This window comes from Pseudochrobactrum lubricantis, assembly GCF_041929865.1.
In the GTDB taxonomy this organism is placed as follows: Bacteria; Pseudomonadota; Alphaproteobacteria; order Rhizobiales; family Rhizobiaceae; genus Pseudochrobactrum; species Pseudochrobactrum saccharolyticum.
This window is the reverse complement of the sequence record NZ_JBHEEE010000011.1, coordinates 34557-59996: the sequence shown is the minus strand read 5'-3', so window position 1 is coordinate 59996 and position 25440 is coordinate 34557. Positions and strand designations below refer to the sequence as shown.

Here is a 25440-nt window from a genome sequence, read left to right as displayed (position 1 = left end):
ATTTTATTTGTTTATTGGAGGTTTTTATATAAGACACTAATTTTGCTGTTTTGTTTTTCATTGTATATATTTTTATTTTTCTCTAGTAGGGTTTTTATTTTTTCTAAATTGTCGATCACTAAATCAATTTTTCTGGATATTGAATGTGGATCATCAACTTTTGGCTCGACCAAGTAGTTAGCTAATTCTTTATCTACTTGACTGTAGATGTCACCGGCGGGGCCCACGATGCATGGAATATTCAATGCCCAGCTCTCTAGGGCCGTCATTGGCGAGCATTCTGTGTTTGTAATATATAAATTGATGTCTTGTCTGCTTAGAATTTCAAGGAATTCATGTCTTGGCATATGTTGATAAAAATTAATATTACTAACATTTAAATTAAGATTTCTGACGTACTTTTCATCCAGATTGGTATTTAATGTGATGTCTTTACCGGCAAGTGCGAGCAGTTGAACATTTGGATTTTTATACCAAGATGATATTGCCGAGAATAACCCGATATTAATCGTGTTATTAGAGGGGGCTAAAGTGTTTTGTTTTAAGTTAGGAATAGGATTGTAAATATCGTATGCACGAATGCCTAAGCTCATGAGGGTGTGGTGTAGGTTTGGTTTGACGGTTATGAAGCCATCAATAGTTCCAGCTTCAAAGGCAGAGCGCCATTTATCAAAATGCAAAAATTGGGCGTGGTCTAACCATTGGGCAGGAGATCCATGCCACATAAAATATTGTTTAACATTTTTATTCATCTTTCTAATTTCTTGAGCTAAAGTTAGATGTATTATTGAGCCGCCGCTGTAAATAATAACATTTTTTTTGCTTTTAATTATTATGTCAGTTAATTTATTTAAGTATTTGTGCGTTGAGACTTCTGGAAATTCAGTGCTGTAGAGTGGAAATTTGAGAGAATTTTTTTGGAATATGCTTTCGGTAGATGCGGAAATTCCTTTCCACATTGGTGAGTATATCGCAAGAGGGATATCATCAGAGCTAGCCGCGAGTACAGATTTGTAATGACTATCAGCGTTTTTATAGCTACTTCTACCTAAACCGTCGCCGTGTATAATTTTATGATATGTCGCGGCAAATCGCGGCGAAATCATATTTAATGCAGGGACAAGGCCGGTTTTTCGAGCAAAATTCGCGCCTGTCTTTAAGCTTTTGATAGTTGCAGCATGAAACAATGACCGTTTTTGTTTATTTAAAAGACTCAGTTTAAGATTTAATTTTTCTTTAGTGTTGTTTTTAACGGCCATTGTAAAAAAACACTCCCATTGTTGAGTGATTTTACTCTTGCTCTCGAAGATGTCATTATAGGCAGATAAATTGTGTTTCTTGCAGCGATCCAATAGTTCTGGATTTGCAATCAATCGCGATAGTGCATCGTAGAAAGCTGTATCTGATCGTTCGCAGATGAATTCTTTCTGTACGTCGGGAAGTACCTCATGAGCTATGCCAACGTCTGTGCAAACGACAGCGCATTCTCGAGACATTGCCTCAATCAAGGTCAGGGGGGTGCCTTCCTTGACTGAGGAGACCAATAAGATATCTGCTTCAAGTAACGCGGTTAAGATATCTCTATGGGGTGTCTTTTTAATAGAGGAGTCGAACGCGATGAAATCAATGTGTGGGTAATTTTCTTTGAGTTTCCGTATTGCCGGACTAACTATGGTATTAAGCCCTTTGTAGTCACGGTATCCAGCATACTCGCCCCATTTTGAATTACCTGACCAAACAATTTTCACATGATTACCTGTGGTCTTTTTGGGATGTGTTGAGGTAATGGTGGGTATAAAGGGGGCATCATGAATCACGCCAAATGGCTCTGGAATTGTCCGGTTGCTGTATAGATTAAATAAATCTTTGTTGGTCGTGAAATAGCCATCGCAAAAATCAAAAAGATTATGCCTGTCCATTATCTCTTTATCGCTGGAGTAAAGATAATCAGGAATGTGTGTTGTTATTGTTTTTTCTGAGAATTTTTTTGTTTCTGGATTATTGGGGTCCATTAATTTTATAATTAAATTCAAGTGCTCTCTGAAGAAAAAGTGAAATATATCGCTATTTGATTTATTGAGCTTCTTTACGAGTGATAATGGATTGTTGAAATCTTCCCAGTATATAATATCAATATTTATTTTGTTCTCTAATTTTGTTTTTATATTTTTTGCAATATTATCAAATGCCCATTCTTTGATATCTACTACGAATGTAACTTTTTTAATTGATTGATTTAAACTAGAAGCCATGAGTTTAATCGTGCCTTTAATATTTGGTTTTAGTGCTGTTTAGAATATAAGTTTATACCCTCACGAGCGTCTCCAAAAAATCGTAAATTACCTCCCTCAAGCCAAATCACTTTATTACACATGTCTGTAATAAGTGAGTTTGAGTGTGAGGCCAAAAACACAATATGCGCTTTATCATGTAGATTTTTTAATCTTTGATTGGCCTTTTCCAAAAAATTAGCATCACCTACGCCAATCACTTCATCAAGTAGCAAGATTTCAGCATCAACTGCTGTAGAAATTGCGAAGGCAAGGCGAATACGCATGCCTGATGAATATGTACGAATTGGTAGATGTAGATACTCCGCTAAGCCTGTAAACTCAGCAATTTCACTTGTCTTTGCAGCTACCTCATCTGATGACATGCCGAGAAGCATGCCCCTAAGCTTAATGTTTTGATAGCCAGTCATGGTGTCATCCATACCTAGGCCCATTTCAAGTAGTGCGACTGTCTTTCCTTGTATGTTTAATTGCCCTATAGATGGTGCATAAATACCGGCTAAAACACGTAATAAAGTTGATTTGCCTGCGCCGTTGCTGCCTATTAGGCCGATGCGATCCCCTTTGTGGGCTTCAAAGCTTAAATTCTGTAGGGCTTTGATTACGGTTACACCGTTACTGCCTGCATTAATTCGTGCAGATTTGAGCTTGTTTAACATCTGCATTTTCATCGATCTGCCAGATATTTCATAGATCGGCATTTCGACGGTGATATTTTTAGCTGTAACAAATGACATGTGTTTTCCTAAACCCAATATGGAATGCGTGCTCTGTAGCGTCCGTGAAACCATATGCTGATGATGCTGCCACTAATGGCCATAATTATACAAACAATCCAACTGATTGCCGGAACCGCTTGTCCCAGTAGCGGTGAGCGGATAATTTCTATGAGGTGCGCGAATGGGTTTAAGTCAATAAGTAAGGGGTATTTCCCTAACATTTCGCGTTTGAATAATATCGGTGTGATATAGAATATTACTTGAAGAAAACTCATGACGATTTGTGGTAAATCTCTGAATCTTGCACATAATATTGAAAGTAGTGTTATCATCCACACTAAATTCCAACAAAGAATAATAAAGCCGACTATGAATAATGGTAGGCCTAATAACACATTGTTTTGAAATACGAGTAGTACAATAATTATTATAACAAAATTATGTGCTAAAATTATAATATTTCTCCACATGGTCTGAAATACAAAAACACCTCTATTAAGCGGGATTTGTTTCAGGTAGTTTCCAGCGCTAATGTAAGCGTTGCAACCTTCATTAATTGTGGAGGATATGAATGACCAAAATACAAAGCCGATAGCGAGAAGTGGCAGATATTCATTTAATTGTGCTCCAAATAGCGTACCATATACGACACCCAAAGCTGTGACTAGAATGCCCATGCTGATGGTTAGCCAAAAGGGCCCAATTTTTGACCGAGCATATCTTTGTCTTATTTCAACCCACGCGAGCATGAGCCAGAGCTGGTATTGCTTGGCACTGTTTAGTAGGTCGCTGTACCCACCCCTTACATTATTCATTAGTAACTCTCACTCCAAGCTCAGGTAAAAAGGCATAGATTCTCACACATAACCTAAAACTGATCTGATTAGGATCAATTTTTATCGAATGAATGACACCATTGGTTGATCAAAGGATAGGATTACAAACTAATGGCATTATTCAAAGTTTAGAACGGAGTTTTTGATACACTTTTCGGAGGAGCATTTTAGGTAATATGCGTAAAAACAAGCGGCTGCCTATATTCAAATATAACGCCGGTAATGGGATCACCCCATGCTTTTTAAAGCCGTATACAGCTTTAAATTCGTTAATTGCATAGCGCCATCCTGATCGGCGATTGATGAGGCCGTTACCCACGCGCGCTAATACGAGCACATCATCTAAATTGTGGCAGATGTATCCTGATGAGATTAATCGCACCCACAAGTCATAATCTTCAAAACCTGGAATATGCCTATAGTTTCCTGCAGCTATGATTGCGTCTTTACGAAACATGACGGTCATATGATTGAATGGCGTTCTGAACCAGGCTGCTCTTATGATCTCATTGTGAGATATTTTTGTTTTACGTACATGGAGAGGTTGATCTGGATTAGCATCAAACTCTGCTATATGTCCGCCTACGATGGCGATTTCGGGGTGAGTAACTAATAATTCATATTGCTTAGCAAAACGTGTTGGAAGAGCAATGTCATCTGTATCCATGCGAGCAATTATTGCTGATTTACATTGAAGGACGCCATGCATTAAAGCAATTCCAAGACCTACATTTTGTGGAAGTTTAATGGAGGTTATATTTAGTTGATCTCTAAATTCTTCAATTAGAGCACTATTCTCAACCGAGATTGGTCCATCCTCAACTAGGATTATCTCATCGGCTTTCAATGTTTGCTGCGTAAGGCTTATAAATGCTTTTCTTAGATGATCAACATTGTCGCACTTATAAGTTGACATTAGTACAGAGAGGCTTTCGTTCTTTGAGGACATTATTTTATTGCCTGATCCCTACGTCAACTCTGGCTGATTTATGAATGTTCATTTTCAATGCGATCAACTCCAATGCTTATAACCACATGTGATTTAAAGCCAATGCCACTTATAGTTTTGCAGACATATTTTTTGATCTAAAACTTGTCGTATGTGAGGGATTGGAGCTAATTATTCCCGGTATCGTAAGAATGTCATTTTTAGGTGGGGGAGTTCTAACATCTTGAGTATAAATACTATTCATACTACGGGCGATCCCTTAATTGCCGACTTTTTGTGATCAAACGTTGTCTAAATAAGACACCTGCCATCATTTGAGAAAGTCCACTCAAGGCTTTGTCTTCTTCTCAAAAACAGCGATAATGCGTTGGGGAGGAGTGCCGGATGAACACAGGTGTTAATTCGAACGGAGCTGATTCCGAGCCTTTATGGCAGCCATCGGTACAAAAGATTGCCGAGGCAAATCTGACCGCTTTTACCGTAAAAGCCCGGAGTATCAGCGGTTTACCTCTTGAGACCTATCAACAATTGCATGACTGGTCTGTTGAGCGACCGGAAATGTTCTGGCCTCTGATTTGGGATGAATGCGGTATTATCGGCCATAAAGGTGCTCGTATTCTGATTAATGCCGACAATATGCTGGCAGCGCGGTTCTTTCCCGATGCAAAGCTGAATTTTGCTGAAAACCTGCTGCAAAAAACCGGCGGGGATGATGCTCTGGTGTTTCGCGGTGAGGATCGTGTCCGTTCACGCCTGTCCTGCGATCAGTTGCGGGATCTGGTCTCGCAATTACAGCAGTTTATGCTGGCGCAGGGTGTGCAGGCGGGGGATCGTGTGGCAGCGATGCTGCCCAATATGCCGCAAAGCATTGCCGCTATGCTGGCCTGTGCTTCCATAGGTGCTGTCTGGTCGTCCTGTTCGCCTGATTTCGGTGTACAAGGTGTGCTGGATCGTTTTGGGCAAATATTGCCCAAGCTGTTCATCACTTGCGATGGCTATTGGTATAATGGCAAGGCGCAGCCAAACGGTGAAAAATTAGAGCAGATTGTGCCGCAATTGCCGTCCCTGCAAGCGGTGCTGATCGTTGATTATCTGGGCACTGCTGAAGCTGTGTCCCGCGAGATTCAAAATGGGACACCGGCCAAATGTCTGACTTTCGATCAGGCCGCAGAACAATTCGCACCATCAGAATTGCAGTTCAACCAACTTCCTTTTGCCCATCCGTTGTTTATTCTCTTCTCATCGGGCACAACCGGCATACCAAAATGTATTGTCCATTCTGCCGGCGGCACCTTGCTGCAACATGCCAAAGAACACCGTTTGCATGCGGATATTAAACAAGGCGACCGGCTGTTCTATTTCACGACCTGCGGCTGGATGATGTGGAACTGGTTGGCTTCGGGACTGGCTGCAGGCGCGACCTTGCTGCTCTATGACGGATCGCCGTTTTATCCCGATGGCAATGTGCTGTTTGACTATGCGCAGGCCGAAAACATGACCCATTTCGGTACTTCCGCTAAATATATTGATGTTTTGCGTAAAAGCGGGCTCGAGCCTGCGACCAGTCATCGTCTGCCGCATCTGCGTGCTGTTTTTTCTACCGGATCACCACTTTCACCGGAGAATTTCTCCTATATCTATCAGTCTGTTAAGCAGGATATCCACCTTGCTTCCATCTCCGGCGGTACAGATATCGTATCCTGTTTTGTGTTGGGTGTGCCGGTTCTGCCGGTGTGGAGCGGTGAAATTCAGGGTGCAGGTCTTGGCATGGCCGTTGCCGTTTGGGACACGGACGGCACGCCGTTGATGCATGGCAAAGGTGAGCTTGTCTGTACCAAGCCTTTCCCTTGTCAGCCGACAGGGTTCTGGAATGATCCGACTGGCGAAAAATATCGCTCGGCCTATTTCGACCGTTTTGCAAATGTTTGGTGTCACGGTGATTTTGCCGAACTTACGGAACATGGCGGCATTATCATTCACGGGCGCTCTGATGCCACGCTCAATCCGGGCGGTGTGCGGATCGGCACCGCCGAGATTTACAATCAGGTCGAGCAAATGCCGGAAATTGCCGAAGCAATCTGCATCGGCCAGAATTTTGCAGATGATGTGCGTATTGTGCTGTTCGTGCGTCTTGCCGCGGGGATTGAGCTTGATGATGCCTTGCGGGAACAAATCAAACAACGCATCCGCAGCGGTGCTTCGCCGCGCCATGTACCGGCAAAAATTATCGCAATTGCTGATATTCCACGCACGAAATCAGGAAAAATCGCTGAAATCGCGGTGCGCGATGTTGTCCACGGTCGCCCGATTAACAATCGGGAAGCACTGGCCAATCCTGAGGCATTAGCTTTTTATGCAAACCTGCCGGAATTGCAGATTTAGTACCCTGTCTGGGACTTTTTTCTGAAGGCACTGGGCGTTTCATTTGTGCGGATGCGGAATGCACGGGAGAAACTTTTTTCATTGCTGAAACCGGCAAGGAAGGCCACGCGTTTGATCGGATGGGCTGAACGCGTGAGCAGCTCTTTGGCGCGTTCCGTCTGCACTTGTTCTTTCAGCGCGCGCAAAGATGTTCCTTCCGCACTGAGATGGCGGTGCAAACTGCGCACAGACAGGTTGAAAACACTCGCCACATCCTCGGCCACAGGCAGGCCGTTTTTCGCCATGCGCAACAAGCGCCGCACCTGACTTGTCAGTTGATGCTCGCTTTTATAGGGCAGAACAGTGAGCGGCAGAGCGCGTTTGAGCATGCTGTTAATCGCAGCCTCATCCCGTTGCAGCGGGCGTTCTAAAAACACTGCATTGAATTGAATACGTGCGTTTGAGGCTGAAAACTTTAGCTTTGGTGAGAACAGCTTGGGATAAATATCGACATGTTGTGGCGCTGTATAGGGAAACTCAGCTGCGGAAAGCGGTATTCTCTCGTCGATAGCCCAGCAGGCAAAGCCTAAAACATAGCGCAGCAATGTCACGAGGCAGAACTCGCGATAAGCCCCGAGATCCCGCGCCTCAGTGATGCTGATCGAGGCAATGCCATCGGCAATATCCAGATTGAGCAGTACATCATCCGTGAGCAGGCGATGATGGCGCTTCCAGCGATGCAGGGCAATGCCAAGCGTTGCGGCACCAAGGGAGGCGCGGCAAAGCATACCATAAGTGCCCCACGGTAATTTGCGGGAAAACCAGCCCAGAGCTTCATCATCAAGCTCCTGCATTGCCTCCCAGTTCAGGTCTTCAAACTGGTCCGGTGTGACGCGTCCGTTTTCATCGGCAAGGATTTCTGGCGGAATTTGTGCCTTTTCCAGCGCTGCGGCAGGATCTGCCCCATATTTTGCATAGGCTAGCAAAATACAACGCACAAAAGCGGTAGGGATGACCGCAGCTGCTTTTCCTGTGAGAGATGAGGCCAAAGTTTGATCCGTCATAGCTGCAGTTTGTAGGTAAATGGCCGATTTTGCAACCTGTCTGGCCAGTCAGATACCGGCTTATGGTACAACATAGGCAAACTGCAAAACGGTTTGGGAGGACTGTTGTTGATGACACCAAGCCTTGACTTCCTTTTGGGAGAGGAAATCGCCCAACTGCGGGATAGTGTGCGTGCATTCGCTGAGGTGAAAATTGCCCCCCGCGCGGCATATATCGACAGCAGCAATCAATTTCCTGCCGATCTGTGGAAGAAATTCGGGGAGATGGGATTGCTCGGCCTCACCGTGCCGGAAGAAGACGGCGGCACCGGAATGGGCTATTTGGCGCATATTGTGGCGATGGAAGAGATTTCGCGCGCTTCCGCCTCTGTCGGCCTGTCTTACAGCGCCCATTCCAATCTTTGCGTCAATCAAATCCGCCGCAACGGCAATGCAGCGCAAAAGACCAGATATTTGCCAAAGCTGATTTCTGGAGAGCATGTCGGTGCTTTGGCTATGTCCGAGCCGGATGCGGGCTCTGATGTTGTTTCAATGAAATTGCAGGCGCAGAAGCAGACAGACCATTATGTCCTCAACGGCTCGAAAATGTGGATTACCAATGGTGGTGATGCGGATGTGCTGGTTGTTTATGCCAGAACCGGCGCCGGTAAAGGGGCAGAAGGCATCACAGCCTTTCTCGTCGAAAAAGGCATGGCTGGTTTCAGCCATGGTGCCCATCTTGATAAGCTTGGCATGCGTGGCTCCAACACATTCCCGTTGTTCTTTGACAATTGCCTTGTGCCTGCGGAAAATGTGCTCGGCGGAGAAGGCAATGGCGTTAAAGTTCTGATGTCGGGGCTTGATTATGAACGCGTGGTTCTGAGTGGCGGCCCCCTTGGTATCATGGCTGCCTGTATGGATATCACGCTGCCTTATATGCATGAGCGCAAGCAGTTCGGCCAGCCGATTGGTGATTTCCAGCTCATGCAGGGCAAGCTTGCTGATATGTATTCCACGTGGCAGGCGGTGCGCGCCTATGTCTATGCCGTTGGCGCGGTCTGCGATCGCAATGATCATTCCAGAACCCTGCGCAAAGATGCGGCAAGCGCCATTCTTTATGCTGCAGAAAAAGCGACATGGATGGCCGGAGAGACAATCCAGACACTCGGCGGTTGCGGCTATACGAATGATTATGCCGCGGCACGGCTGTGGCGCGATGCCAAATTATACGAAATCGGTGCAGGGACTTCTGAAATCCGCCGGATGCTGATCGGGCGGGAATTAATGGCTGAAACCAGATAATCGGGGCATGGATATGAGTGTTCTGAAAACCGCTCTCAATGTGCATGGTGAGGAGTTTACAGCTAATCACGCTGCCATGCGCTCTCTGGTGGAAGAACTGCGTGACCGCAGTCAGATTGCCTGTGCCGGAGGCGGGGAGGCCGCATCGGCACGGCACAAGGCGCGGGGCAAATTGCTGGCGCGGGAGCGCATTGATCTGCTGCTTGATGCCGGTACGGCTTTTCTGGAAATCGGACAGCTTGCCGCAAATGGTCTTTATGACAATGATGCGCCGAGTGCCGGTCTTGTGGCCGGTATAGGCTGCGTTTCAGGCACACAATGTATGATTATCGCCAATGATGCGACGGTTAAAGGCGGAACATATTATCCGCTCACGGTCAAAAAACATCTGCGTGCGCAGGAAATTGCCGAGCAAAACTATCTGCCCTGCATCTATCTGGTGGATTCCGGCGGTGCTTATCTGCCGAGACAAGATGAGGTGTTTGCCGATCGTGAGCATTTCGGCCGGATTTTTTATAATCAGGCGAATATGTCGGCAAAAGGCATTGCGCAGATTGCCGTGGTGATGGGGTCCTGCACGGCAGGCGGAGCTTATGTGCCTGCAATGTCGGATGAAACAATCATCGTGCGCAATCAGGGTACGATCTTTTTAGGCGGGCCGCCACTGGTCAAGGCAGCAACCGGTGAAGTGGTAACGGCGGAAGAACTGGGTGGTGCTGATGTGCATACAAGCCAGTCCGGTGTGGCTGATTATCTTGCGGAAAATGATGCTCATGCACTGGCAATCGCCCGCCGGATTGTTGCCAATCTGAATATCACGGCAAAACCTGATCTGCTCAATGGCGGTGAGGAACCGCTCTACCCGCCTGAGGAACTCTACGGCATTATTCCTGCAAATCCGCGCCATCCTTATGATGTCCGCGAGGTGATCGCACGACTGGTTGACGGCTCACGGTTCGATGAGTTCAAGGCGCGGTATGGCACAACGCTTGTGACTGGTTTTGCGCAACTCTATGGCGCAACGGTCGGCATCATTGCCAATAATGGTATTCTGTTCGGTGAATCCGCGCAGAAAGGCGCGCATTTTATCGAGCTTTGCGCGCAGCGGCATATTCCATTGGTTTTCCTGCAAAATATTGCCGGTTTTATCGTTGGACGAAAATACGAGAATAACGGTATTGCCAAAGACGGCGCAAAGATGGTGACGGCTGTGGCAACGGCTCAGGTTCCTAAAATCACAATGCTGATCGGCGGTTCCTTTGGTGCCGGTAATTACGGCATGTGCGGCAGAGCCTATTCACCACGCTTTTTGTGGACATGGCCGAATAGCCGCATTTCGGTGATGGGTGGTGAGCAGGCCGCAAGCGTGCTTACCCGTGTGCGGCGCGATGCCTTGGAGGCGCGCGGAGAAAGCTGGAGCCTTGCGGCTGAAGAAGCGTTTCAGGCACCGATCCGCGAGCAATATGAAACGCAAGGCAACCCTTATTATGCAACGGCGCGCCTTTGGGATGACGGGATTATTGACCCCGCCCAAAGCCGCCGCGTTCTCGGTCTTTCACTGGCCGCAGCGCTGAATGCTCCGGTGAAAGAAACCAAATTCGGTCTTTTCAGAATGTGAGGCAAATCATGTATGACGCCTTGGAAATAACCCGCGACGGCGCCGTGGCAACCATCTGGATGAACCGTCCGCAACGGCATAATGCATTTGACGCAGCACTCATTGCCGAATTGACACAGGCCTTTACGCAGCTTGGTGCGGATGACGAGACCCGTATTGTGATCTTAGCCGGTCGCGGCAAAAACTTTTCCGCAGGCGGTGATCTCAACTGGATGAAAGCTGCGGGTGAGGCCGGTTTTGATGCCAATCTTGCCGATGCGGAAAAGCTGGCGCAGATGTTCCGCATACTGGCTGAGATGCCCAAGCCGACAATCGCCCGTGTGCATGGTGCAGCATTGGGCGGCGGCATGGGGCTCGCCTCTGCCTGCGATATTTGTGTTGCTTCAACGCAGGCAAGTTTTGCCACATCCGAGGTGCGGCTCGGCATTATTCCGGCAGTTATCAGCCCCTATGTGCTGCGCGCTATCGGTGTGCGGCAGGCTTCGCGGTATTTTCTGACTGCGGAGCGCATTGATGCTGCAAAAGCCCTGCAAATCGGCCTTGTGCATGAAGTGACGGAAGCGGAGACGCTCGATGCTGCGATTGATGATCTGATATCGGCTTTGCTGAAAGGCGGCCCGCAGGCACAGGCCGCCGCAAAACGACTGATCCGCAATGTTGCAGGCAAGATGATGGGCGATGCATTGGCGCAGGAAACCGCGCATAATATTGCGGCTCTGCGCATGAATGCGGAAGCCCGTGAAGGCCTGAGCGCCTTTCTCGATAAGCGGGCACCGGCATGGATAAACCGGACAGGATCAGATGATGTTTGACAAAATTCTGATTGCCAATCGCGGCGAAATTGCCTGCCGTATCATCAAAACCGCCCGCCGCATGGGCATCCGTACGGTTGCCGTGTTTTCAGACGCCGATGCGCAGGCGCGGCATGTGCGGCTGGCGGATGAGGCCGTTCATATCGGTGCTGCGCCACCAAAAGAATCCTATCTCGACGGGGCAAAAATCATTGCTGCTGCACAAGCGACCGGTGCACAGGCCATTCACCCCGGCTATGGCTTTCTTTCGGAAAATGAAGCTTTTTGCCTTGCCTGTGCGCAGGCCGGAATTGTCTTTATTGGTCCGCCGGTTGAAGCCATTCGGGTCATGGGTTTGAAGTCACAGGCGAAAAGGCTGATGGGTGCGGCGGGCATTCCGCTGATCCCCGGTTATCACGGGGAAGATCAGACACCTGAAAAGCTACAGCGGGAGGCCAATGCAATCGGCTATCCTGTCCTCATCAAAGCATCGGCAGGCGGTGGTGGCAAAGGCATGCGGCTTGTTGAAAGGCCTGAGGATTTTACGCAAAGCCTGCTTGCCTGTCAGCGTGAGGCGCAATCGGCTTTCGGCGATGATCATGTACTGATCGAGCGCTATATAATCCGCCCGCGCCATATTGAAATTCAGATTTTTGGCGATAGTCACGGCAATTATGTCTCGCTGTTCGAGCGGGATTGCTCGGTACAGCGCAGACACCAGAAGATCGTTGAGGAAGCGCCTGCGCCGCATTTCTCCGAACAGCAACGCCGCATCATGGGCGAGGCCGCTACAAATGCTGCACGTGCAGTGCATTATACGGGTGCGGGAACGGTCGAATTTATCGTTGCGCCTGACGGCCAGTTTTATTTCATGGAGATGAATACCCGCCTTCAGGTAGAGCATCCGGTGACAGAAATGATAACCGGCCTTGATCTTGTGGAATGGCAGTTGCGCGTTGCAAACGGTGAAAAATTGCCCGTTACGCAGCAAGATTTGTCCCACTCCGGCCATGCCATAGAAGCGCGTATCTATGCGGAAGATCCGTCAGCCGGATTTCTGCCGTCAACGGGCAAGCTCGTGCATTTTCATATGCCTGAAGAGAGCGCTCATGTACGTGTTGATGCGGGTGTTGAAGGGGGAGATGCGATCAGCCGGTTTTATGATCCGATGATCGCCAAGCTGATTGTCTGGGATGAAACGCGAGACAAAGCCCTGCGCCGTATGGAACATGCCTTGGCCGATATGCAGATTGCGGGCATTGCCAGTAATATTGAGTTTCTCTCGCGCCTTGTGGCTTGCCGTTCCTTTGCGCAGGCTGATCTTGATACGGGCTTGATTGAACGGGAAATTGCGGCGCTCTTTCCTGAAGCGCAGGAACCGCCCGCTGAAGTGTTTCTGTTAGCGGCTCTGGCGCAATTGCTGCATGAGGCCGTTGAGACTCCTCTTACCTCTTTCTTGCAGCGGCGCGACGGTTTCCGGCTCAATATACAGGTCAGGCGTGATCTGAATTTTCGCTATGCTGCGGCAACACACACTGTCTCTGTGACCTATCTGGGCACAGGATACCGGTTGCAGACAGGTTCGCTTGATGTTGTTGCTTCCGGCCGACAAGACAAGGGCAATCGCATCATTGCCGAGATTGACGGGCTGCGTAAAACATTTACGGCAGTCAGATCAGGCAATTTCATTCACCTTTTCACAGACGGGCAAAGCTGGAAGCCGGAATGGCTCGATCCGCTGGATGTGTCGCCGGAACACGCAACTGCCCATGACGGGCTCGTGGCACCCATGCCCGGCAGTATTACCGCCTTGCTGGTGGAGGAGGGGCAGCAGGTTGCAAAAGGCACGCCGCTTCTGATTGTCGAGGCCATGAAAATGGAATTCAAAATAACCGCACCTGCTGCGGGCTATGTGAAAGCCTTCCGCTGTTCCGTGGGCGATCAGGTTAATGAAGGCACAGAACTGGCGGATTTTGAGCTAGCAGACGGAGAGGTAAAGGAGCAGCTTGCGCTGACCTCACAGGAGGAATGAAAGTGACAGAAAAACTGAGCTTGGTGAAAGGCGTGACGGAACATCCGCTGATAGAAGCCACAATCGGCCAGTTTTTCGATGAAACCTGTTTGCGATATCCGGATGTTGATGCCCTGATCTCAGTGCATCAGAATATACGGCTGACCTATGCCGAGCTCCATCAAAAAGTGGATGCTCTGGCCTGCGGTTTGTTGCGCCTAGGCCTGACAAAAGGGGATCGGGTTGCGATCTTATCGCCCAATAATGCCGAATGGGTTTTAACGCAATTTGCCACGGCAAAAGCGGGTCTGATCCTCGTTAATATCAATCCGGCCTACCGCCTGACCGAGCTTGCTTTTGCACTCAGCAAGGTGGCATGCAGTGCGATTATCCTGTCTCCTCGTTTTAAAAGCAGCGATTATATCGCGATGCTCTGCGAGTTGGCACCGGAAATCCCTGTTTCAGACCCGTATAATCTGCGGATTGAGCGTTTCCCGCAATTGCGATGGGTTATACGCCTCGGCACAGACAAAACATCCGGCATGATTAATTTCGACGATCTGCTTGTTGCGCCGGAAATGGTCGAGCTAGGCACATTGCAGCAGATTGGTGTGGGGCTGAATGCGCATGACCCCATCAATATTCAGTTTACCTCAGGCACAACCGGCTCGCCGAAAGGGGCGACACTCACACATCGCAATATTCTCAATAATGGACGGTTTGTCGGCGATGCAATCCGCTTAAAAAGCCGTGACAGGCTGTGCATTCCCGTGCCGCTCTATCATTGTTTCGGGATGGTGATGGGTAATCTCGGATGCCTCACACATGGCGCGACGATTGTCTATCCGGCGGAGTCTTTTGAACCTTTAGCCGTGCTGAAGGCCGTGCAGAATGAGCATTGCTGCGCATTATATGGTGTGCCGACCATGTTCATCAGCATCCTAGATCATCCTGACTTTGCAAAATTCGATGCTTCAAGCCTGCGCACCGGTATCATGGCTGGCAGTCCCTGTCCGGTTGAGGTGATGAAGCGGGTAATCGAGCATCTGCATATGAAGCAGATCACAATCGCCTATGGTATGACAGAGACATCGCCAGTGTCGTTTCAAAGCAGTGTTGATGACAGTCTTGAGCGCCGTGTTTCAACCGTTGGCAGGGTTCAGCCGCATTGCGAAGTGAAGATCATTGATAGCAGCGGGACGATTGTGCCGCGCGGGGTATCGGGAGAACTCTGTACGCGCGGTTATCTGGTTATGCATGGCTATTGGGACGATCAGCGCCAGACTGATGAGGCCGTGGATCAGGATGGCTGGATGCATAGTGGCGACCTCGCAACCATTGATGATGAGGGCTATTGCAATATTGTCGGGCGGATAAAGGATATTATTATCCGTGGCGGCGAGAATATTTATCCCCGTGAGGTTGAGGAATTTCTGTTTCGCCATCCTGCAATCAGGGATGTTCAGATTGTGGGTGTTCCCGATCATAAATATGGTGAAGTGGTTTGCGCATGGATTATTTTGCGTGCAGATACCGAACTGACGGCAGAGGACATCCGCACCTTCTGCGAGGGGCAGATCGCGCATTATAAAATCCCGCATCATGTTAAATTCGTCGATCAGTTTCCGATGACGGTGACAGGTAAGATACAAAAATACATTATCCGCGAGCGGATGATGCAAGAATTGGGACTCGAGGAAAGCAGAACAGCATAGACTGACGGGAGAACACAATGGGAGAGCGTGTCAGAATTGTTGAGGTCGGCCCGCGCGATGGTCTGCAAAATGAGAAGCAGATTATTGATACAGATATCAAGCTTGAACTGATCGAGCGTCTGGTCGCGGCCGGTTTGCGCAATATTGAGGTGACGGCTTTTGTATCTCCGAAATGGATACCGCAAATGGCGGATCAGGCGGCGGTTATGAGCGGACTGAAAACGCATCTTGGTGTTTCCTATTCGGTGCTCACACCTAATCTGCAAGGTTTTGAGGCCGCAGTGGCTGCAGGCGCAAAAGAGGTTGCCGTATTTGCTGCGGCTTCGGAGTCTTTCAGCCGGAAGAATATCAATGCCAGTATCGCGCAATCGCTGGAACGTTTCGCGCCGGTGACAGAACAGGCTCTGAAAATGGGACTAAAAATACGCGGCTATGTCTCCTGTGTGCTGGGCTGTCCCTATGAGGGAGATATTGACCCGCAAGTGGTCGCGCAAATCTCCAAAGAGATGTTCGATATGGGCTGTTATGAAATCAGTCTGGGCGACACTATTGGTGTCGGTGTGCCCGATGGTGTTAAGCGGCTGATCGAAACTGTTGGTGCGCAGGTTCCAGTTACCGCGCTTGCCGGACATTTTCACGATACTTATGGCATGGGCGTGGCTAATGTCGTGGCTGCTTATGCCTTGGGCGTAAGAACTTTTGATGCCTCGGTCGCAGGGCTGGGCGGCTGCCCCTATGCGGCGGGCGCTACGGGCAATGTGGCAACTGAAGATCTGGTCTGGCTGTTTAACCGGACGGGTGTGGAAACCGGTATCGACCTGAAACAGCTGGTGGATTGCTCCGTCTGGATCAGCGCTCAGCTTGGCCGCTCGCCATCCTCACGGGTTGCACGGGCAATCAGCCGTCAATCTTCTGCAGGAACGGCGTGATGCAGTGCTAATTCCGCAACCAGTCCGGCAGGTAAGATAGTTCCGTCAGCTTCAGAAATGATGCGATGCGTTCCAGTTCGGCCTGTAAGGCTGCAATGCGGTTTTTACCTGTTTTGATGTTTTGTTCCGGCCAGAATGCAGTAATGACAAGCTTTTTATCCTCCCGCTTCGCATCAATACGGCCGATAAGCCTGTCTCCCTGCATGACCGGAAATACATAATAGCCATATTGGCGTTTCGGTGCCGGTACAAATATTTCAATACGATAATAGAACCCGAACAGTTTTTCAGCCCGTGCCCGATCACGCAGGGCAGGGTCAAAAGGCGATAATATCCGCACACGTGATGACGGTTCCGGCAAGTCAGACACGGAATTCAGGAGTGCTTGTGTGGAGTAGCAACGCCGCAGAGAACCGTCAGCCATTTCAACATCAAGCTCGATGAGGCGACCTGCAGTTTTGGCTTCAATGCACCATTGTTTTGCCTCTTCGCGTGTTGCAATGTCAAAGAATGCAGCAAGTTCACCATGTGTTGCAAAGCCAAGACGATCCATTGATGCGGACATTGCCCAGTCAATTATCTCAGCTTCATGCATTTGCGAGCGTTGAAACGGTTCCGGTATGACCCGCTCCGTCAGATCGTAAAACTTGCGAAAACCTTCGCGGTGGCTGATTGCCAGTCGCCCTGAACGCCACAAAAATTCCAAAGCGGTTTTTGAAGGATGCCAGTTCCACCAGCCACCGGATGAGGCAGGCGTGTCGCCACGGACATCGGAGGAGGTGGTTGGTCCGTGCTTTTCGACATGGCTCAATATTTCATCAAACTGCGAAGCCCAGCCGTCCCGTCTCCAGCTTGACCATCTTTGCTTCATACGGGCTTCGTCACGGGCAAATTTCAAGCGCCACATCGGGAAAAACTGCATAGGAATGATTGCAGCATCATGAGTCCAATGTTCAAATGCATTGCGCTCAGAGGCAATCAGCTTGTTGAGTGCTTCGGGCTGATAGCGGCTGCGGCGCGACCACAAAATAAAATCATGCGCCCGCGCAAGTGTGTTCACGCTGTCGACCTGCACAAAGCCGAGATCTGTTAAAACACCGGACAAATCCGCACCTTTGCCTGATCCGGTTTCACGACATAAAAGCTGATGCCGGTGAAGAAAAAGACGGCGCGCATCACGGTTGTTTAATAATGCGTCAGGCATTGGCTATCCTGTTCACGGAAGATATTCGCAATTTTTAACATGACATGTGCAGTTATTCCATGATGTCTTTTTCCGCGAAATATATGCAGCATTTCAGAATTTCAGGCTGAAACAAATTATGTGCCCATACTCGCAGTGATTTCCGCGATATTCTCTTGTCTTAAACCTCTGGTGCATTAAATTATTGACGGATAAAGAGCTATTTCACCATTTTCGCTGCTATCAAACATTAAACTGAAGATGACACATGCAGGAACAGACAGCTGAATTTATTCAAAATACCAATGCCCTTGCCATCCAGATTTCCAATCTCGTTTTAAGTTACTCGCTTTCAACAATCGGCGCGATTATCATCCTCAGTGTTGGCTGGATTATCGCAGGGATTTTGCAGCGTTGGACGCGGCAATCCCTTTCCAAATTCAAAGGCTTCGACCAGACGCTCGTTGTGTTTTTCAGCGCATCTGTTCGCTATGGCATTCTGGTTGTCGTTCTGGTGATGGTGCTGGGGCAGTTTGGTATCCAGACTGCTTCAATTCTCGCCGCATTGGGTGCTGTTGGTCTGGCTATCGGCCTGGCATTGCAAGGCACATTACAGAATATTGCTGCCGGTATTATGCTGCTGGTTTTGCGCCCTTTCAAAGTCGGTGAATATATTAATGCGGGTGCAATTGCCGGTACCGTACAGGAAATCGGGCTGTTTTCGACAGAGCTGAAAACCTATGACGGGTTGTTCGTCATGGCACCCAATTCGGTTCTCTGGAATACGCCGGTTACCAATTTCACCCGCCACAAAGCCCGTATGCATGATTTTAAAGTCGGGATTGGTTATGAGGATGATGTGCAAAAAGCCTTCACTATTCTCAAAACCATTATTTCCGAACAAAAAGGCGTGCTGAAAACACCGGAGCCGATTTATTTTGTCTCCCAGCTGGCAGACAGTTCTGTGGTCATCAGTTGCCGTTACTGGATTGAAGCGCCGAATTATTTCACGGTCAGCAATACGACAACGGAACGGGTGAAATCCGCATTCAGCGATGAGGGCATTAACATTCCTTATCCACAGGTCACTTATCATCGTTCCGAGGTGACGAGTTAATTCTGTAGTTTATACGTGTTTGAAGGATGTGCGGGCGATCAAAATTCTGTCCGCACATTACTCTATTCAATTTAGCTTGATCTAATTAGTAACGGCTCATCTGTTGACATATCCGGTTGAGGCTCTTATTTCTGAATTTCGCAGATGGAAAACCGCGATCTGCTGATTTTTTCCCGTTTTTATGAGTGCCGGGGCGTGCCGGCTCACAAGTCAGATTTTCAGGATGTGTCCCCGTTAAACGGATACATTTAACGCTTTGTGGCATGCGCATCCGAGAATCCAGAACGAGCAGAGTGGGCGCAGTGAATGCGACATATTCTGCTCAGGAGCTGTCTATGTTCGTGCTTAAACCGCTTAAGCGGCGTATTGTCTATGTCAGTACTTTTGAACTTATTGCGATTGCCGCTTCAACTTTGCTGCTGATGTTTTTGAGCGGCGGCGATGCGCAGGGTTCTCTGCCGGTTGCTGTTGCCGTTTCTCTCATCGCTGTGACGTGGAATTACACATTTAATCTCATGTTTGAGAAATGGGAGGCACGCCGTCAGTCAACCGGACGCAGTGTCTGGGTGCGTATTGCCCATGCTTTCATATTTGAGTTCGGCCTGTTCGTGATTATCATTCCGATTTATATGGTCTGGTATTCTGTCGGCTTCTGGAAAGCCTTTCAGATGGAAGCTGTGCTCTTGCTGTTCTTCCTGATTTATACGTTTGTTTTTACGTATATTTTTGACATGATCTTTACGCTGCCGCAGGCAATGGTTGCCGCTGAATAATTCAGCCATTCTCAGGGCTGGGCTTGATGGCCGGTCGTTTCAAGAACCGATATTCTGAAATATAAAGGTTCTAACGGCCGTTCCTCACCCCGCAAAATGGTTTTGACATAAGCGGGTTCCCACCAGTTCGCACCGGCTGCCAGCAGCTCATGTGCGTGATAATACAGGCTGTCTTTGCTCAGGGATTTGGGTATTTCCTCAAAATGACCGGAAATAACCAGACAGCGCCAGTTATTGGAGCCATGAACATCTGAGAAGCTGACGCATACATTGCGGTTGGCTCTCATGAGCTCCATTTTCTTCCCCTCGGAAGTCAGGGAATAGAGATAACCGTTGCTGTGTATGAAACGGAGCGGCACTACATAGGGCTTGTCTTCAACCGAACAGGCCAGATAGCCGATGCCTACATGGCGCAGCATTTCCTCAACTTCCGGACGGGGCATGTCATGGATTAACATCGTGACCTCCGTGAACGTGCGGGTATAATTCAATATAGCACATCCGGAAGTTTACGGCTCAGATTTTATTCTTCCTGACGGCGCGTGGAAGTGCGGTTTCGCTCATATGTCCTCTGAAGCGGGAAGGGCGGAAGCCATGCTTCACGGCGAATAGTCCATAATTCATAGGTTGGTACGAATTGGTTCGGCTCATCAAGTGAGCCCAGATTTATTTCAATTTCGTCATCTGATCGCCCGAAGACCGTAGAGCCGCATTGCGGGCAAAAATAGCGCTCCGCATAGCTGCGGGTATCACCGCTGACAGTGACAGCCTCCTGTGGGAATATTGCTGATGCATGGAAAAGAGCGCCGTGATGTTTGCGACAATCAAGGCAGTGGCAAATACCAACCCGATAGGGCTTTCCCGTAGCGGAAAACCGCAGATTTCCGCAAAGACACCCGCCTGTAAACGTCTCCATGGTTTTTCTCCTTTGGGGTAGGCAAGCTATTATTCCGTTTAAGCTCTGCAAAAAGCAAGAACAGGGGGGCTGAGAGGTGTGATTGTGGGTTTTTGTCAGGTATTTGTCGAGACTTGAAGAGGTCTCAAAGTGGAGCGCAAATATCTCTTGTGCTTCACTTCTGCCAGCCATATCTGATTGTTCTGCAACGTGATTGCAGTATGTTTGAGATAAAAGCGGGGTATCAGGATGACAGTTACTTTTTCGCCGGATGCCGGCGGGCGTAAGCCGGCTGTACACGGAACAGTTTATCAGTTCCGACTGGTATCACTCATGGTGCGAATGCATGGCATCGCATCCATAGGATCGCTTTTATATGCAAAAATTAGAGCAAAAGGCCTATCCGGCCGCTCAGGCCATTCTGGCTGAACTTTCTTCAATTCATGTCACTATCGCTTCCGTTCTGGACGGATCAATCGACGGGGAAGTCTGGGCGGACAGTCCGGTAAACCCTAAGCTTGTCATCGTCATCAATGGAGATGGGTATTTTCTGGCCGGAAATCCGGATATTTCGCAACAAACTGCGAATGATATCAGGGATATCATTCCGGATTGGGCTTATCTGTTTGCCGAGGAATGCTGGTTTCCGCATTTCACCAAAATCTGGGGCAATCAGTTTGTCGTGCCGCATCCCCGTATCCGTATGGGATATGTTGCAGGCAATGCGCTGCCGGAACCTTATCTGCCATCAGCAGAGTTTGAAATCGTTCCGATTAATCAGGAACTCTTTAGCCGCAATCCGGAAAACATTGAGTTGCTGGAGGAGAAGGTGGAAGGATGGGGTTCTGCGGATGCCTTCTTTGAAAATGCAGTCGGCTTCTGTGCTTTACATCAGGGAGTAATGGTAAGCCATTGCCTGACGGATAGTGTTTCTGGCACGCGCTGCGAAATTGGTGTGGACACAGATCCTGCTTTCCGGCGTATGGGGCTGGGACGCGCAGTGTCTTCTGCAACTCTTGCGGAATGCATCAGACGGGGCATTCACGGTATCGAATGGCACAGCCATGCCTCGAACAAAGGATCGCTGGCCATTGGTAAAGCTGTCGGACTGACAGAGCTTGATCATCATATGGCCTATAGTTGCAGCCTTCCTGCTGAAAATATAGGTGATTTGACCGATGAAACCTGTCTGAATCTTGCTTTGCATTTTGAAAAGGCAAGTCAGGAGATCAACTGGTGTCATTTCCACGCTGCCGGCGCGCGTGCGCTCTCAGGGGACAGGGAGAATGCGCTTAAGAATATCCGCCTGCTGATCGAGAGTGATTGGGAGGGAGAGGCTGAATGGCTTGAAAGATTCTGGGCGCTTCAGTCACTGAGCGGTGATCCGGATTTTCACGCTTTGCTCAGACGCAAACGCGAAACAGAAGCCAGCTAAAACCTGAAACTTTGACGCATCGAAAGATGCGTCAAAGCACCTGATTGGAGCCAGCAACGGGCATGGGGGCTGATGAGCCAGTGTGGAGGATGACTGTATAGGCCAGCGGGAGAAATCGTGCCAAATTACGGGCAGATGAAGAAGTAAAAGTCAGTTGCATTGCTTCAGTTGAAGCAAATCTATTGTTGCTGTAAAATGTATATATGAGAATGCATTTTTCGGGGGAAGACGATGCAACAAACTCAGGAACATCAGTACTTCAATATCCGGCCGTCTTTTATTGCACTCATATTGGCGAGTGCAATTGCCATTCTTATATTTTTTCATTCTGTTGTTATGGTGTGCTGGTATACCAAAGCCTGTGGGGTGGCGATGGACCCGATTAACCGCTTTGGCCATATGTTCGACCTCAACCGGGAAATGAACATACCAACCTGGTTTTCCGTGATCCAGCTATTTGTGACAGCTTGTAGCTTGGCGCTGGCCGCATGGGTTCAGCGATTACGATCACGCTCTGCAATCGCATGGTGGGGTTTGGCAGTGATATTCTTTTATATGTCGCTTGATGAGGCAACCGATATGCATGGTTTGTGGCGGATAGATGGTTATGTAGTTCCCGGTACAACACAGGCACTTTTTTCGTGGATCATTCCGGCTGTTTTTGTCGTGCTTATCATTGCTCTGATTTATGTCCGGTGGCTGATCACACTGCCACGACGCACAACAATATTGTTCTTTATAGCCGGTGCTGTTTTTGTGACCGGCGCCTTGATTTTCGAAGGGATCGGCGCTGTTCTGGCGGATGAAACCTTTTTCACCCCGTCCTATCTCATTGTTTCGACGATGGAAGAAACATTGGAGCTATTTGGCATTCTAATCATGCTTTATGCGGTGCTTGATTATCTTCAGGGACAGGGACTTAAAATTGCACTTGTGCCTGAGTCATCCAGCTGAAAATGCAGAGGTTTGATAACGGAAGTCCGTGTGTGAAACGGAGGTGATGTTCATCTATGCAGTAAGCCGGATTAAACAACATTTTATTCATGCGATTGATTTTTATAACGCAGCTGACAGGATTCGAACCTGTGACCTCTGCCTTCGGAGGGCGAATTTTATTCATTTTCAGTAGTTTGCTTAAATTTTATTTTTCTTACCAAGATGATGATTTTATTTGTTAATTTGACGACTTACGTGACTTTTTGTTTACCCCTGCATTCCCTTGTTTCCATTTTTGTGGTGAGTATTTGGTGAGTTAAACCACAAGGGCAGAGGTTAGAGTGTCAAAGCTAACGAAGACAATTGTTGATCGTGCCGAGCTTCGTGAAAAGCAATATACAATATGGGACAGCGACCTTAAAGGCTTCGGAGTCTTTATTCATCCCACTGGCACGAAAACCTACTTCGTTGACTATAGGGCGGCGGAGGGGAACCGAAGGCGTATGACCATCGGTCGCCATGGTTCTATCACTACTGAACAAGCGCGAAAGCTTGCCATTGAGACCATGGGCGGAATTGTCTTGCAGCGCGATGATCCGCTACTGGAAAGGCGAACCCGACGTGCTTCACTGACCGTGGCTGAGTTGTGCGATAATTACCTGATAGCCGCGCGAAAAGGCTTGATTATCGGAAGGTCCGGGAAAGCTAAAAAGAGCACCACCCTCGAAACTGATGAAGGACGGATAGAGAGACACATCAAGCCGCTGCTTGGAAGGAAGCTCGTAATAGATATGAAGCGACCGGATATCGCCAAATTCATTCGTGACGTGACGGCAGGCAAAACTGCGTTGAAAGAAAAATCAACGAAATTAAGGGGCATAACTTTAGTGGCTGGTGGCGCGGGTACGGCAACCCGAACTACAGGATTGTTGGGCGGCATTCTTTCATATGCTGTTTCTGAAGGGATAATAGAAAGTAATCCGGCTCATGGCGTTTCTAAACCGGCGTATAAAAAACGTGACAGGCGCTTGAACGCTGCAGAATTCCGCTCATTAGGTGCAGTACTGCAGAAACACGATCATGAGCCATGGCAAGCGATAGTTGGGATTAAGCTTCTGGCGCTCACTGGTTGTCGTCTCGGTGAGATAGTCAAACTGAAATGGGAAGAGGTTGATCTTGAAGGACAGGCACTCAGGCTAGGCGATAGTAAAACCGGAGCATCTATACGCCCAATTGGTAAGCCAGTTGTGGAGCTGCTAAAAACAATTCAAGCAGACCGACCGACTGGCTTTGTTTTATACGGCGTGCGTAATCATGAGATTTCTTACGGAGCGCTGGATAGTGCCGTGGATCGTCTAGTAAAAACTGCTGGATTGGAAGGGGTGACAGCGCACACTTTGCGACACAGCTTTGCATCCGTGGCAGCAGATCTAAATTATTCCGACAGCACAATTGGTTCCATCATTGGCCATGCAGGCAATACCGTTACCAGCCGATATACGCATCGCCTGGATAGTGTTCTCATTGCTGCAGCTGATAAGATATCAGAAGAAATAATAAAGCAGATGGATAAGGGCAATTAATACCCTCGTTCTGATGTCGAGCTTACAGGTTTTGAAAGCTTAGCTTCCGCCCATGCGTCCAGATCATCTCGGTGATACAAAGGAATTCGACCAGCATATTGCATGGCAGGACCACCGCCGATCGTAGCAAGCTTGTTAAGTGTTGATACGGCAACGTCAATACCGTGTTTGCTGGCTAGATATTCTGGTACATCTTTTCGGCGAAGGCGTGGACGGTTTAAGCGATCAATTTGCATTATGTCCTCCTACCTGCGATTTTAACGCCATGGTCACTGTAACCAGCTCGTGGTTTCGCGTCCGCAGGAACGAAATTATTCCGTCATCATCTGCATGTCTTTTGGCTTCGCTCGATCTGGCTTCAATGATTTGAAATTGATCGCCAACTTCCAGCTGAGTCACTGCTGCATTTATTGCCGCTTCGCGTGTTGGTTCATCACAGGCCAGATCATAAGCAAACTCGTCTACCTCTCCGGCGTACCAGCTCCAAGGTGTCATGCATCACCTCCTTGCGCCAAGGATGCGCGGCCTGCTGGTGTGATTTCCCATACCTTCATGACAACATATGAAGTATGATCTGTTTGTTTAATCAGCCCCTTAACTTCAAGGCGACGACAAGCACGTAGAACTTGCGCTGTACTCAGCGTTTTGCGTCCATTGCGGATAAGGCCATTTCGTATGACGTAAGTCGCTTTATGCGACCATTCGTCAAGGTTAGCTAACACATCAGCGTCTAACTTTTTCCGTTCGGTCAGCTGCATTTGCCTGCCTCCTCAAAGGGTTTACCGCCAGACCATGTGTCTGGATGATCGATAGTCATTGTGTGGCCACAGCATTTTGGCCAGCCGAAGCGAAGCGTTTCTGCTGCGACTACCTTCTGCGTCGATCTGCATTTTCGGCACCAAACCTGACCGCGCTTCAATGATGGGTGTGAATTTGCGATGATCTCATGAAGG

The 25440-nt window shown here is 48.5% G+C and carries 23 protein-coding genes; 12 read left to right on the top strand and 11 right to left on the bottom strand.

Annotated elements, in window-relative coordinates; genetic code table 11:
• Positions 1-11: 11 nt before the first annotated feature.
• From JNC80_RS17775 to JNC80_RS17760, 4 genes are all read right to left on the bottom strand, one after another.
• Positions 12-2252, bottom strand: coding sequence for a glycosyltransferase (locus tag JNC80_RS17775; protein ID WP_376711114.1), 2241 nt, complete (start codon positions 2250-2252; stop codon positions 12-14).
• A 29-nt stretch (positions 2253-2281) separates the two neighbouring features.
• Complete coding sequence (locus JNC80_RS17770) at positions 2282-3028, bottom strand: ABC transporter ATP-binding protein (protein WP_376711113.1); 747 nt, start codon at positions 3026-3028, stop codon at positions 2282-2284.
• Positions 3029-3036: 8 nt separating this feature from the next.
• Positions 3037-3825 carry an ABC transporter permease gene (locus JNC80_RS17765; protein ID WP_376711112.1) on the bottom strand — a complete coding sequence of 263 codons (789 nt, stop codon included), beginning with the start codon at positions 3823-3825 and terminating at the stop codon, positions 3037-3039.
• Between the two features lie 142 nt (positions 3826-3967).
• A complete protein-coding gene (locus JNC80_RS17760) occupies positions 3968-4795 on the bottom strand; it encodes a glycosyltransferase (RefSeq protein ID WP_376711111.1) in 828 nt (275 codons plus the stop codon).
• Between the two features lie 384 nt (positions 4796-5179).
• On the opposite strand from JNC80_RS17760, the gene JNC80_RS17755 reads away from it, so the two are divergent.
• Entirely contained in the window at positions 5180-7177 is a 1998-nt protein-coding gene (locus tag JNC80_RS17755; protein WP_376711110.1) for an acetoacetate--CoA ligase, read from the top strand.
• Here the strand turns inward: JNC80_RS17755 and JNC80_RS17750 are convergent.
• Positions 7174-8205, bottom strand: a complete 1032-nt coding sequence (locus tag JNC80_RS17750; protein WP_376711109.1) for an AraC family transcriptional regulator — start codon at positions 8203-8205, stop codon at positions 7174-7176. The genes JNC80_RS17755 and JNC80_RS17750 overlap by 4 nt on opposite strands.
• Positions 8206-8331: 126 nt before the next feature.
• Between JNC80_RS17750 and JNC80_RS17745 the strand changes: the two genes are divergently transcribed.
• Genes JNC80_RS17745 through JNC80_RS17720 form a run of 6 tightly spaced genes read left to right on the top strand, consistent with a single transcriptional unit; the run spans position 8332 to position 16565 of the window.
• Positions 8332-9501, top strand: a complete 1170-nt coding sequence (locus JNC80_RS17745; protein ID WP_376711108.1) for an isovaleryl-CoA dehydrogenase — start codon at positions 8332-8334, stop codon at positions 9499-9501.
• Positions 9502-9514: 13 nt separating this feature from the next.
• Positions 9515-11119, top strand: a complete 1605-nt coding sequence (locus JNC80_RS17740; protein ID WP_376711107.1) for a carboxyl transferase domain-containing protein — start codon at positions 9515-9517, stop codon at positions 11117-11119.
• A gap of 8 nt (positions 11120-11127) precedes the next feature.
• Positions 11128-11931: an enoyl-CoA hydratase/isomerase family protein gene (locus JNC80_RS17735; RefSeq protein ID WP_376711106.1), complete on the top strand. Its 804-nt coding sequence runs from the start codon at positions 11128-11130 to the stop codon at positions 11929-11931.
• On the top strand, positions 11924-13942 hold the full coding sequence (locus JNC80_RS17730; protein ID WP_376711105.1) for an acetyl/propionyl/methylcrotonyl-CoA carboxylase subunit alpha: 2019 nt from the start codon (positions 11924-11926) through the stop codon (positions 13940-13942). The genes JNC80_RS17735 and JNC80_RS17730 overlap by 8 nt, the downstream gene beginning before the upstream one ends.
• A gap of 2 nt (positions 13943-13944) precedes the next feature.
• Positions 13945-15636: an AMP-binding protein gene (locus JNC80_RS17725; protein WP_376711104.1), complete on the top strand. Its 1692-nt coding sequence runs from the start codon at positions 13945-13947 to the stop codon at positions 15634-15636.
• A 17-nt stretch (positions 15637-15653) separates the two neighbouring features.
• Complete coding sequence (locus JNC80_RS17720) at positions 15654-16565, top strand: hydroxymethylglutaryl-CoA lyase (protein WP_376711103.1); 912 nt, start codon at positions 15654-15656, stop codon at positions 16563-16565.
• A 7-nt stretch (positions 16566-16572) separates the two neighbouring features.
• On the opposite strand, the gene JNC80_RS17715 is transcribed toward JNC80_RS17720, so the two are convergent.
• Positions 16573-17769 carry a winged helix-turn-helix domain-containing protein gene (locus tag JNC80_RS17715; protein WP_376711102.1) on the bottom strand — a complete coding sequence of 399 codons (1197 nt, stop codon included), beginning with the start codon at positions 17767-17769 and terminating at the stop codon, positions 16573-16575.
• 247 nt (positions 17770-18016) lie between these two features.
• Here JNC80_RS17715 and JNC80_RS17710 point away from each other — a divergent pair, with 247 nt between their 5' ends.
• Both JNC80_RS17710 and JNC80_RS17705 read left to right on the top strand, forming a co-directional pair.
• On the top strand, positions 18017-18865 hold the full coding sequence (locus JNC80_RS17710) for a mechanosensitive ion channel family protein (RefSeq protein WP_022711822.1): 849 nt from the start codon (positions 18017-18019) through the stop codon (positions 18863-18865).
• A 335-nt stretch (positions 18866-19200) separates the two neighbouring features.
• Positions 19201-19638, top strand: coding sequence for a PACE efflux transporter (locus JNC80_RS17705; protein WP_376711101.1), 438 nt, complete (start codon positions 19201-19203; stop codon positions 19636-19638).
• 11 nt (positions 19639-19649) lie between these two features.
• Here the strand turns inward: JNC80_RS17705 and JNC80_RS17700 are convergent, their stop codons facing one another.
• On the bottom strand, positions 19650-20096 hold the full coding sequence (locus JNC80_RS17700) for a pyridoxamine 5'-phosphate oxidase family protein (RefSeq protein WP_028233851.1): 447 nt from the start codon (positions 20094-20096) through the stop codon (positions 19650-19652).
• 65 nt (positions 20097-20161) lie between these two features.
• Positions 20162-20554, bottom strand: coding sequence for a GFA family protein (locus JNC80_RS17695; protein WP_376711100.1), 393 nt, complete (start codon positions 20552-20554; stop codon positions 20162-20164).
• Positions 20555-20909: 355 nt separating this feature from the next.
• Here JNC80_RS17695 and JNC80_RS17690 point away from each other — a divergent pair, with 355 nt between their 5' ends.
• From JNC80_RS17690 to JNC80_RS17680, 3 genes are all read left to right on the top strand, one after another.
• Positions 20910-21968 (top strand): GNAT family N-acetyltransferase, encoded by a 1059-nt coding sequence (locus JNC80_RS17690; protein WP_376711099.1) that lies wholly within the window; start codon positions 20910-20912, stop codon positions 21966-21968.
• 231 nt (positions 21969-22199) lie between these two features.
• A complete protein-coding gene (locus JNC80_RS17685) occupies positions 22200-22922 on the top strand; it encodes a DUF8692 domain-containing protein (RefSeq protein WP_376711098.1) in 723 nt (240 codons plus the stop codon).
• A gap of 323 nt (positions 22923-23245) precedes the next feature.
• Positions 23246-24487: a tyrosine-type recombinase/integrase gene (locus JNC80_RS17680; RefSeq protein WP_376711097.1), complete on the top strand. Its 1242-nt coding sequence runs from the start codon at positions 23246-23248 to the stop codon at positions 24485-24487.
• On the opposite strand, the gene JNC80_RS17675 is transcribed toward JNC80_RS17680, so the two are convergent.
• From JNC80_RS17675 to JNC80_RS17665, 3 genes are read right to left on the bottom strand one after another with little or no spacing between them, the layout of a single operon-like run.
• Positions 24484-24723: a hypothetical protein gene (locus JNC80_RS17675; protein WP_376711096.1), complete on the bottom strand. Its 240-nt coding sequence runs from the start codon at positions 24721-24723 to the stop codon at positions 24484-24486. The genes JNC80_RS17680 and JNC80_RS17675 overlap by 4 nt on opposite strands.
• Complete coding sequence (locus JNC80_RS17670) at positions 24713-24982, bottom strand: hypothetical protein (RefSeq protein ID WP_376711095.1); 270 nt, start codon at positions 24980-24982, stop codon at positions 24713-24715. Before JNC80_RS17670 ends, JNC80_RS17675 begins: the two co-directional genes overlap by 11 nt.
• On the bottom strand, positions 24979-25245 hold the full coding sequence (locus JNC80_RS17665; protein ID WP_376711094.1) for a hypothetical protein: 267 nt from the start codon (positions 25243-25245) through the stop codon (positions 24979-24981). The genes JNC80_RS17670 and JNC80_RS17665 overlap by 4 nt, the downstream gene beginning before the upstream one ends.
• Between the last annotated feature and the right edge of the window lie 195 nt (positions 25246-25440).

Bases quoted from the DNA above. Each gene is read 5' to 3' on its own strand.
- JNC80_RS17740 (WP_376711107.1), top strand. From the start codon at position 9,515: ATGAGTGTTCTGAAAACCGCTCTCAATGTGCATGGTGAGGAGTTTACA.
- JNC80_RS17675 (WP_376711096.1), bottom strand. From the start codon at position 24,723: ATGCAAATTGATCGCTTAAACCGTCCACGCCTTCGCCGAAAAGATGTA.
- JNC80_RS17710 (WP_022711822.1), top strand. From the start codon at position 18,017: ATGCAGGAACAGACAGCTGAATTTATTCAAAATACCAATGCCCTTGCC.
- JNC80_RS17705 (WP_376711101.1), top strand. From the start codon at position 19,201: ATGTTCGTGCTTAAACCGCTTAAGCGGCGTATTGTCTATGTCAGTACT.
- JNC80_RS17760 (WP_376711111.1), bottom strand. From the start codon at position 4,795: ATGTCCTCAAAGAACGAAAGCCTCTCTGTACTAATGTCAACTTATAAG.
- JNC80_RS17770 (WP_376711113.1), bottom strand. From the start codon at position 3,028: ATGTCATTTGTTACAGCTAAAAATATCACCGTCGAAATGCCGATCTAT.
- JNC80_RS17715 (WP_376711102.1), bottom strand. From the start codon at position 17,769: ATGCCTGACGCATTATTAAACAACCGTGATGCGCGCCGTCTTTTTCTT.
- JNC80_RS17745 (WP_376711108.1), top strand. From the start codon at position 8,332: ATGACACCAAGCCTTGACTTCCTTTTGGGAGAGGAAATCGCCCAACTG.
- JNC80_RS17720 (WP_376711103.1), top strand. From the start codon at position 15,654: ATGGGAGAGCGTGTCAGAATTGTTGAGGTCGGCCCGCGCGATGGTCTG.
- JNC80_RS17695 (WP_376711100.1), bottom strand. From the start codon at position 20,554: ATGGAGACGTTTACAGGCGGGTGTCTTTGCGGAAATCTGCGGTTTTCC.
- JNC80_RS17730 (WP_376711105.1), top strand. From the start codon at position 11,924: ATGTTTGACAAAATTCTGATTGCCAATCGCGGCGAAATTGCCTGCCGT.
- JNC80_RS17735 (WP_376711106.1), top strand. From the start codon at position 11,128: ATGTATGACGCCTTGGAAATAACCCGCGACGGCGCCGTGGCAACCATC.
- JNC80_RS17765 (WP_376711112.1), bottom strand. From the start codon at position 3,825: ATGAATAATGTAAGGGGTGGGTACAGCGACCTACTAAACAGTGCCAAG.
- JNC80_RS17685 (WP_376711098.1), top strand. From the start codon at position 22,200: ATGCAACAAACTCAGGAACATCAGTACTTCAATATCCGGCCGTCTTTT.
- JNC80_RS17665 (WP_376711094.1), bottom strand. From the start codon at position 25,245: ATGCAGCTGACCGAACGGAAAAAGTTAGACGCTGATGTGTTAGCTAAC.
- JNC80_RS17775 (WP_376711114.1), bottom strand. From the start codon at position 2,252: ATGGCTTCTAGTTTAAATCAATCAATTAAAAAAGTTACATTCGTAGTA.
- JNC80_RS17670 (WP_376711095.1), bottom strand. From the start codon at position 24,982: ATGACACCTTGGAGCTGGTACGCCGGAGAGGTAGACGAGTTTGCTTAT.
- JNC80_RS17700 (WP_028233851.1), bottom strand. From the start codon at position 20,096: ATGTTAATCCATGACATGCCCCGTCCGGAAGTTGAGGAAATGCTGCGC.
- JNC80_RS17755 (WP_376711110.1), top strand. From the start codon at position 5,180: ATGAACACAGGTGTTAATTCGAACGGAGCTGATTCCGAGCCTTTATGG.
- JNC80_RS17690 (WP_376711099.1), top strand. From the start codon at position 20,910: ATGCAAAAATTAGAGCAAAAGGCCTATCCGGCCGCTCAGGCCATTCTG.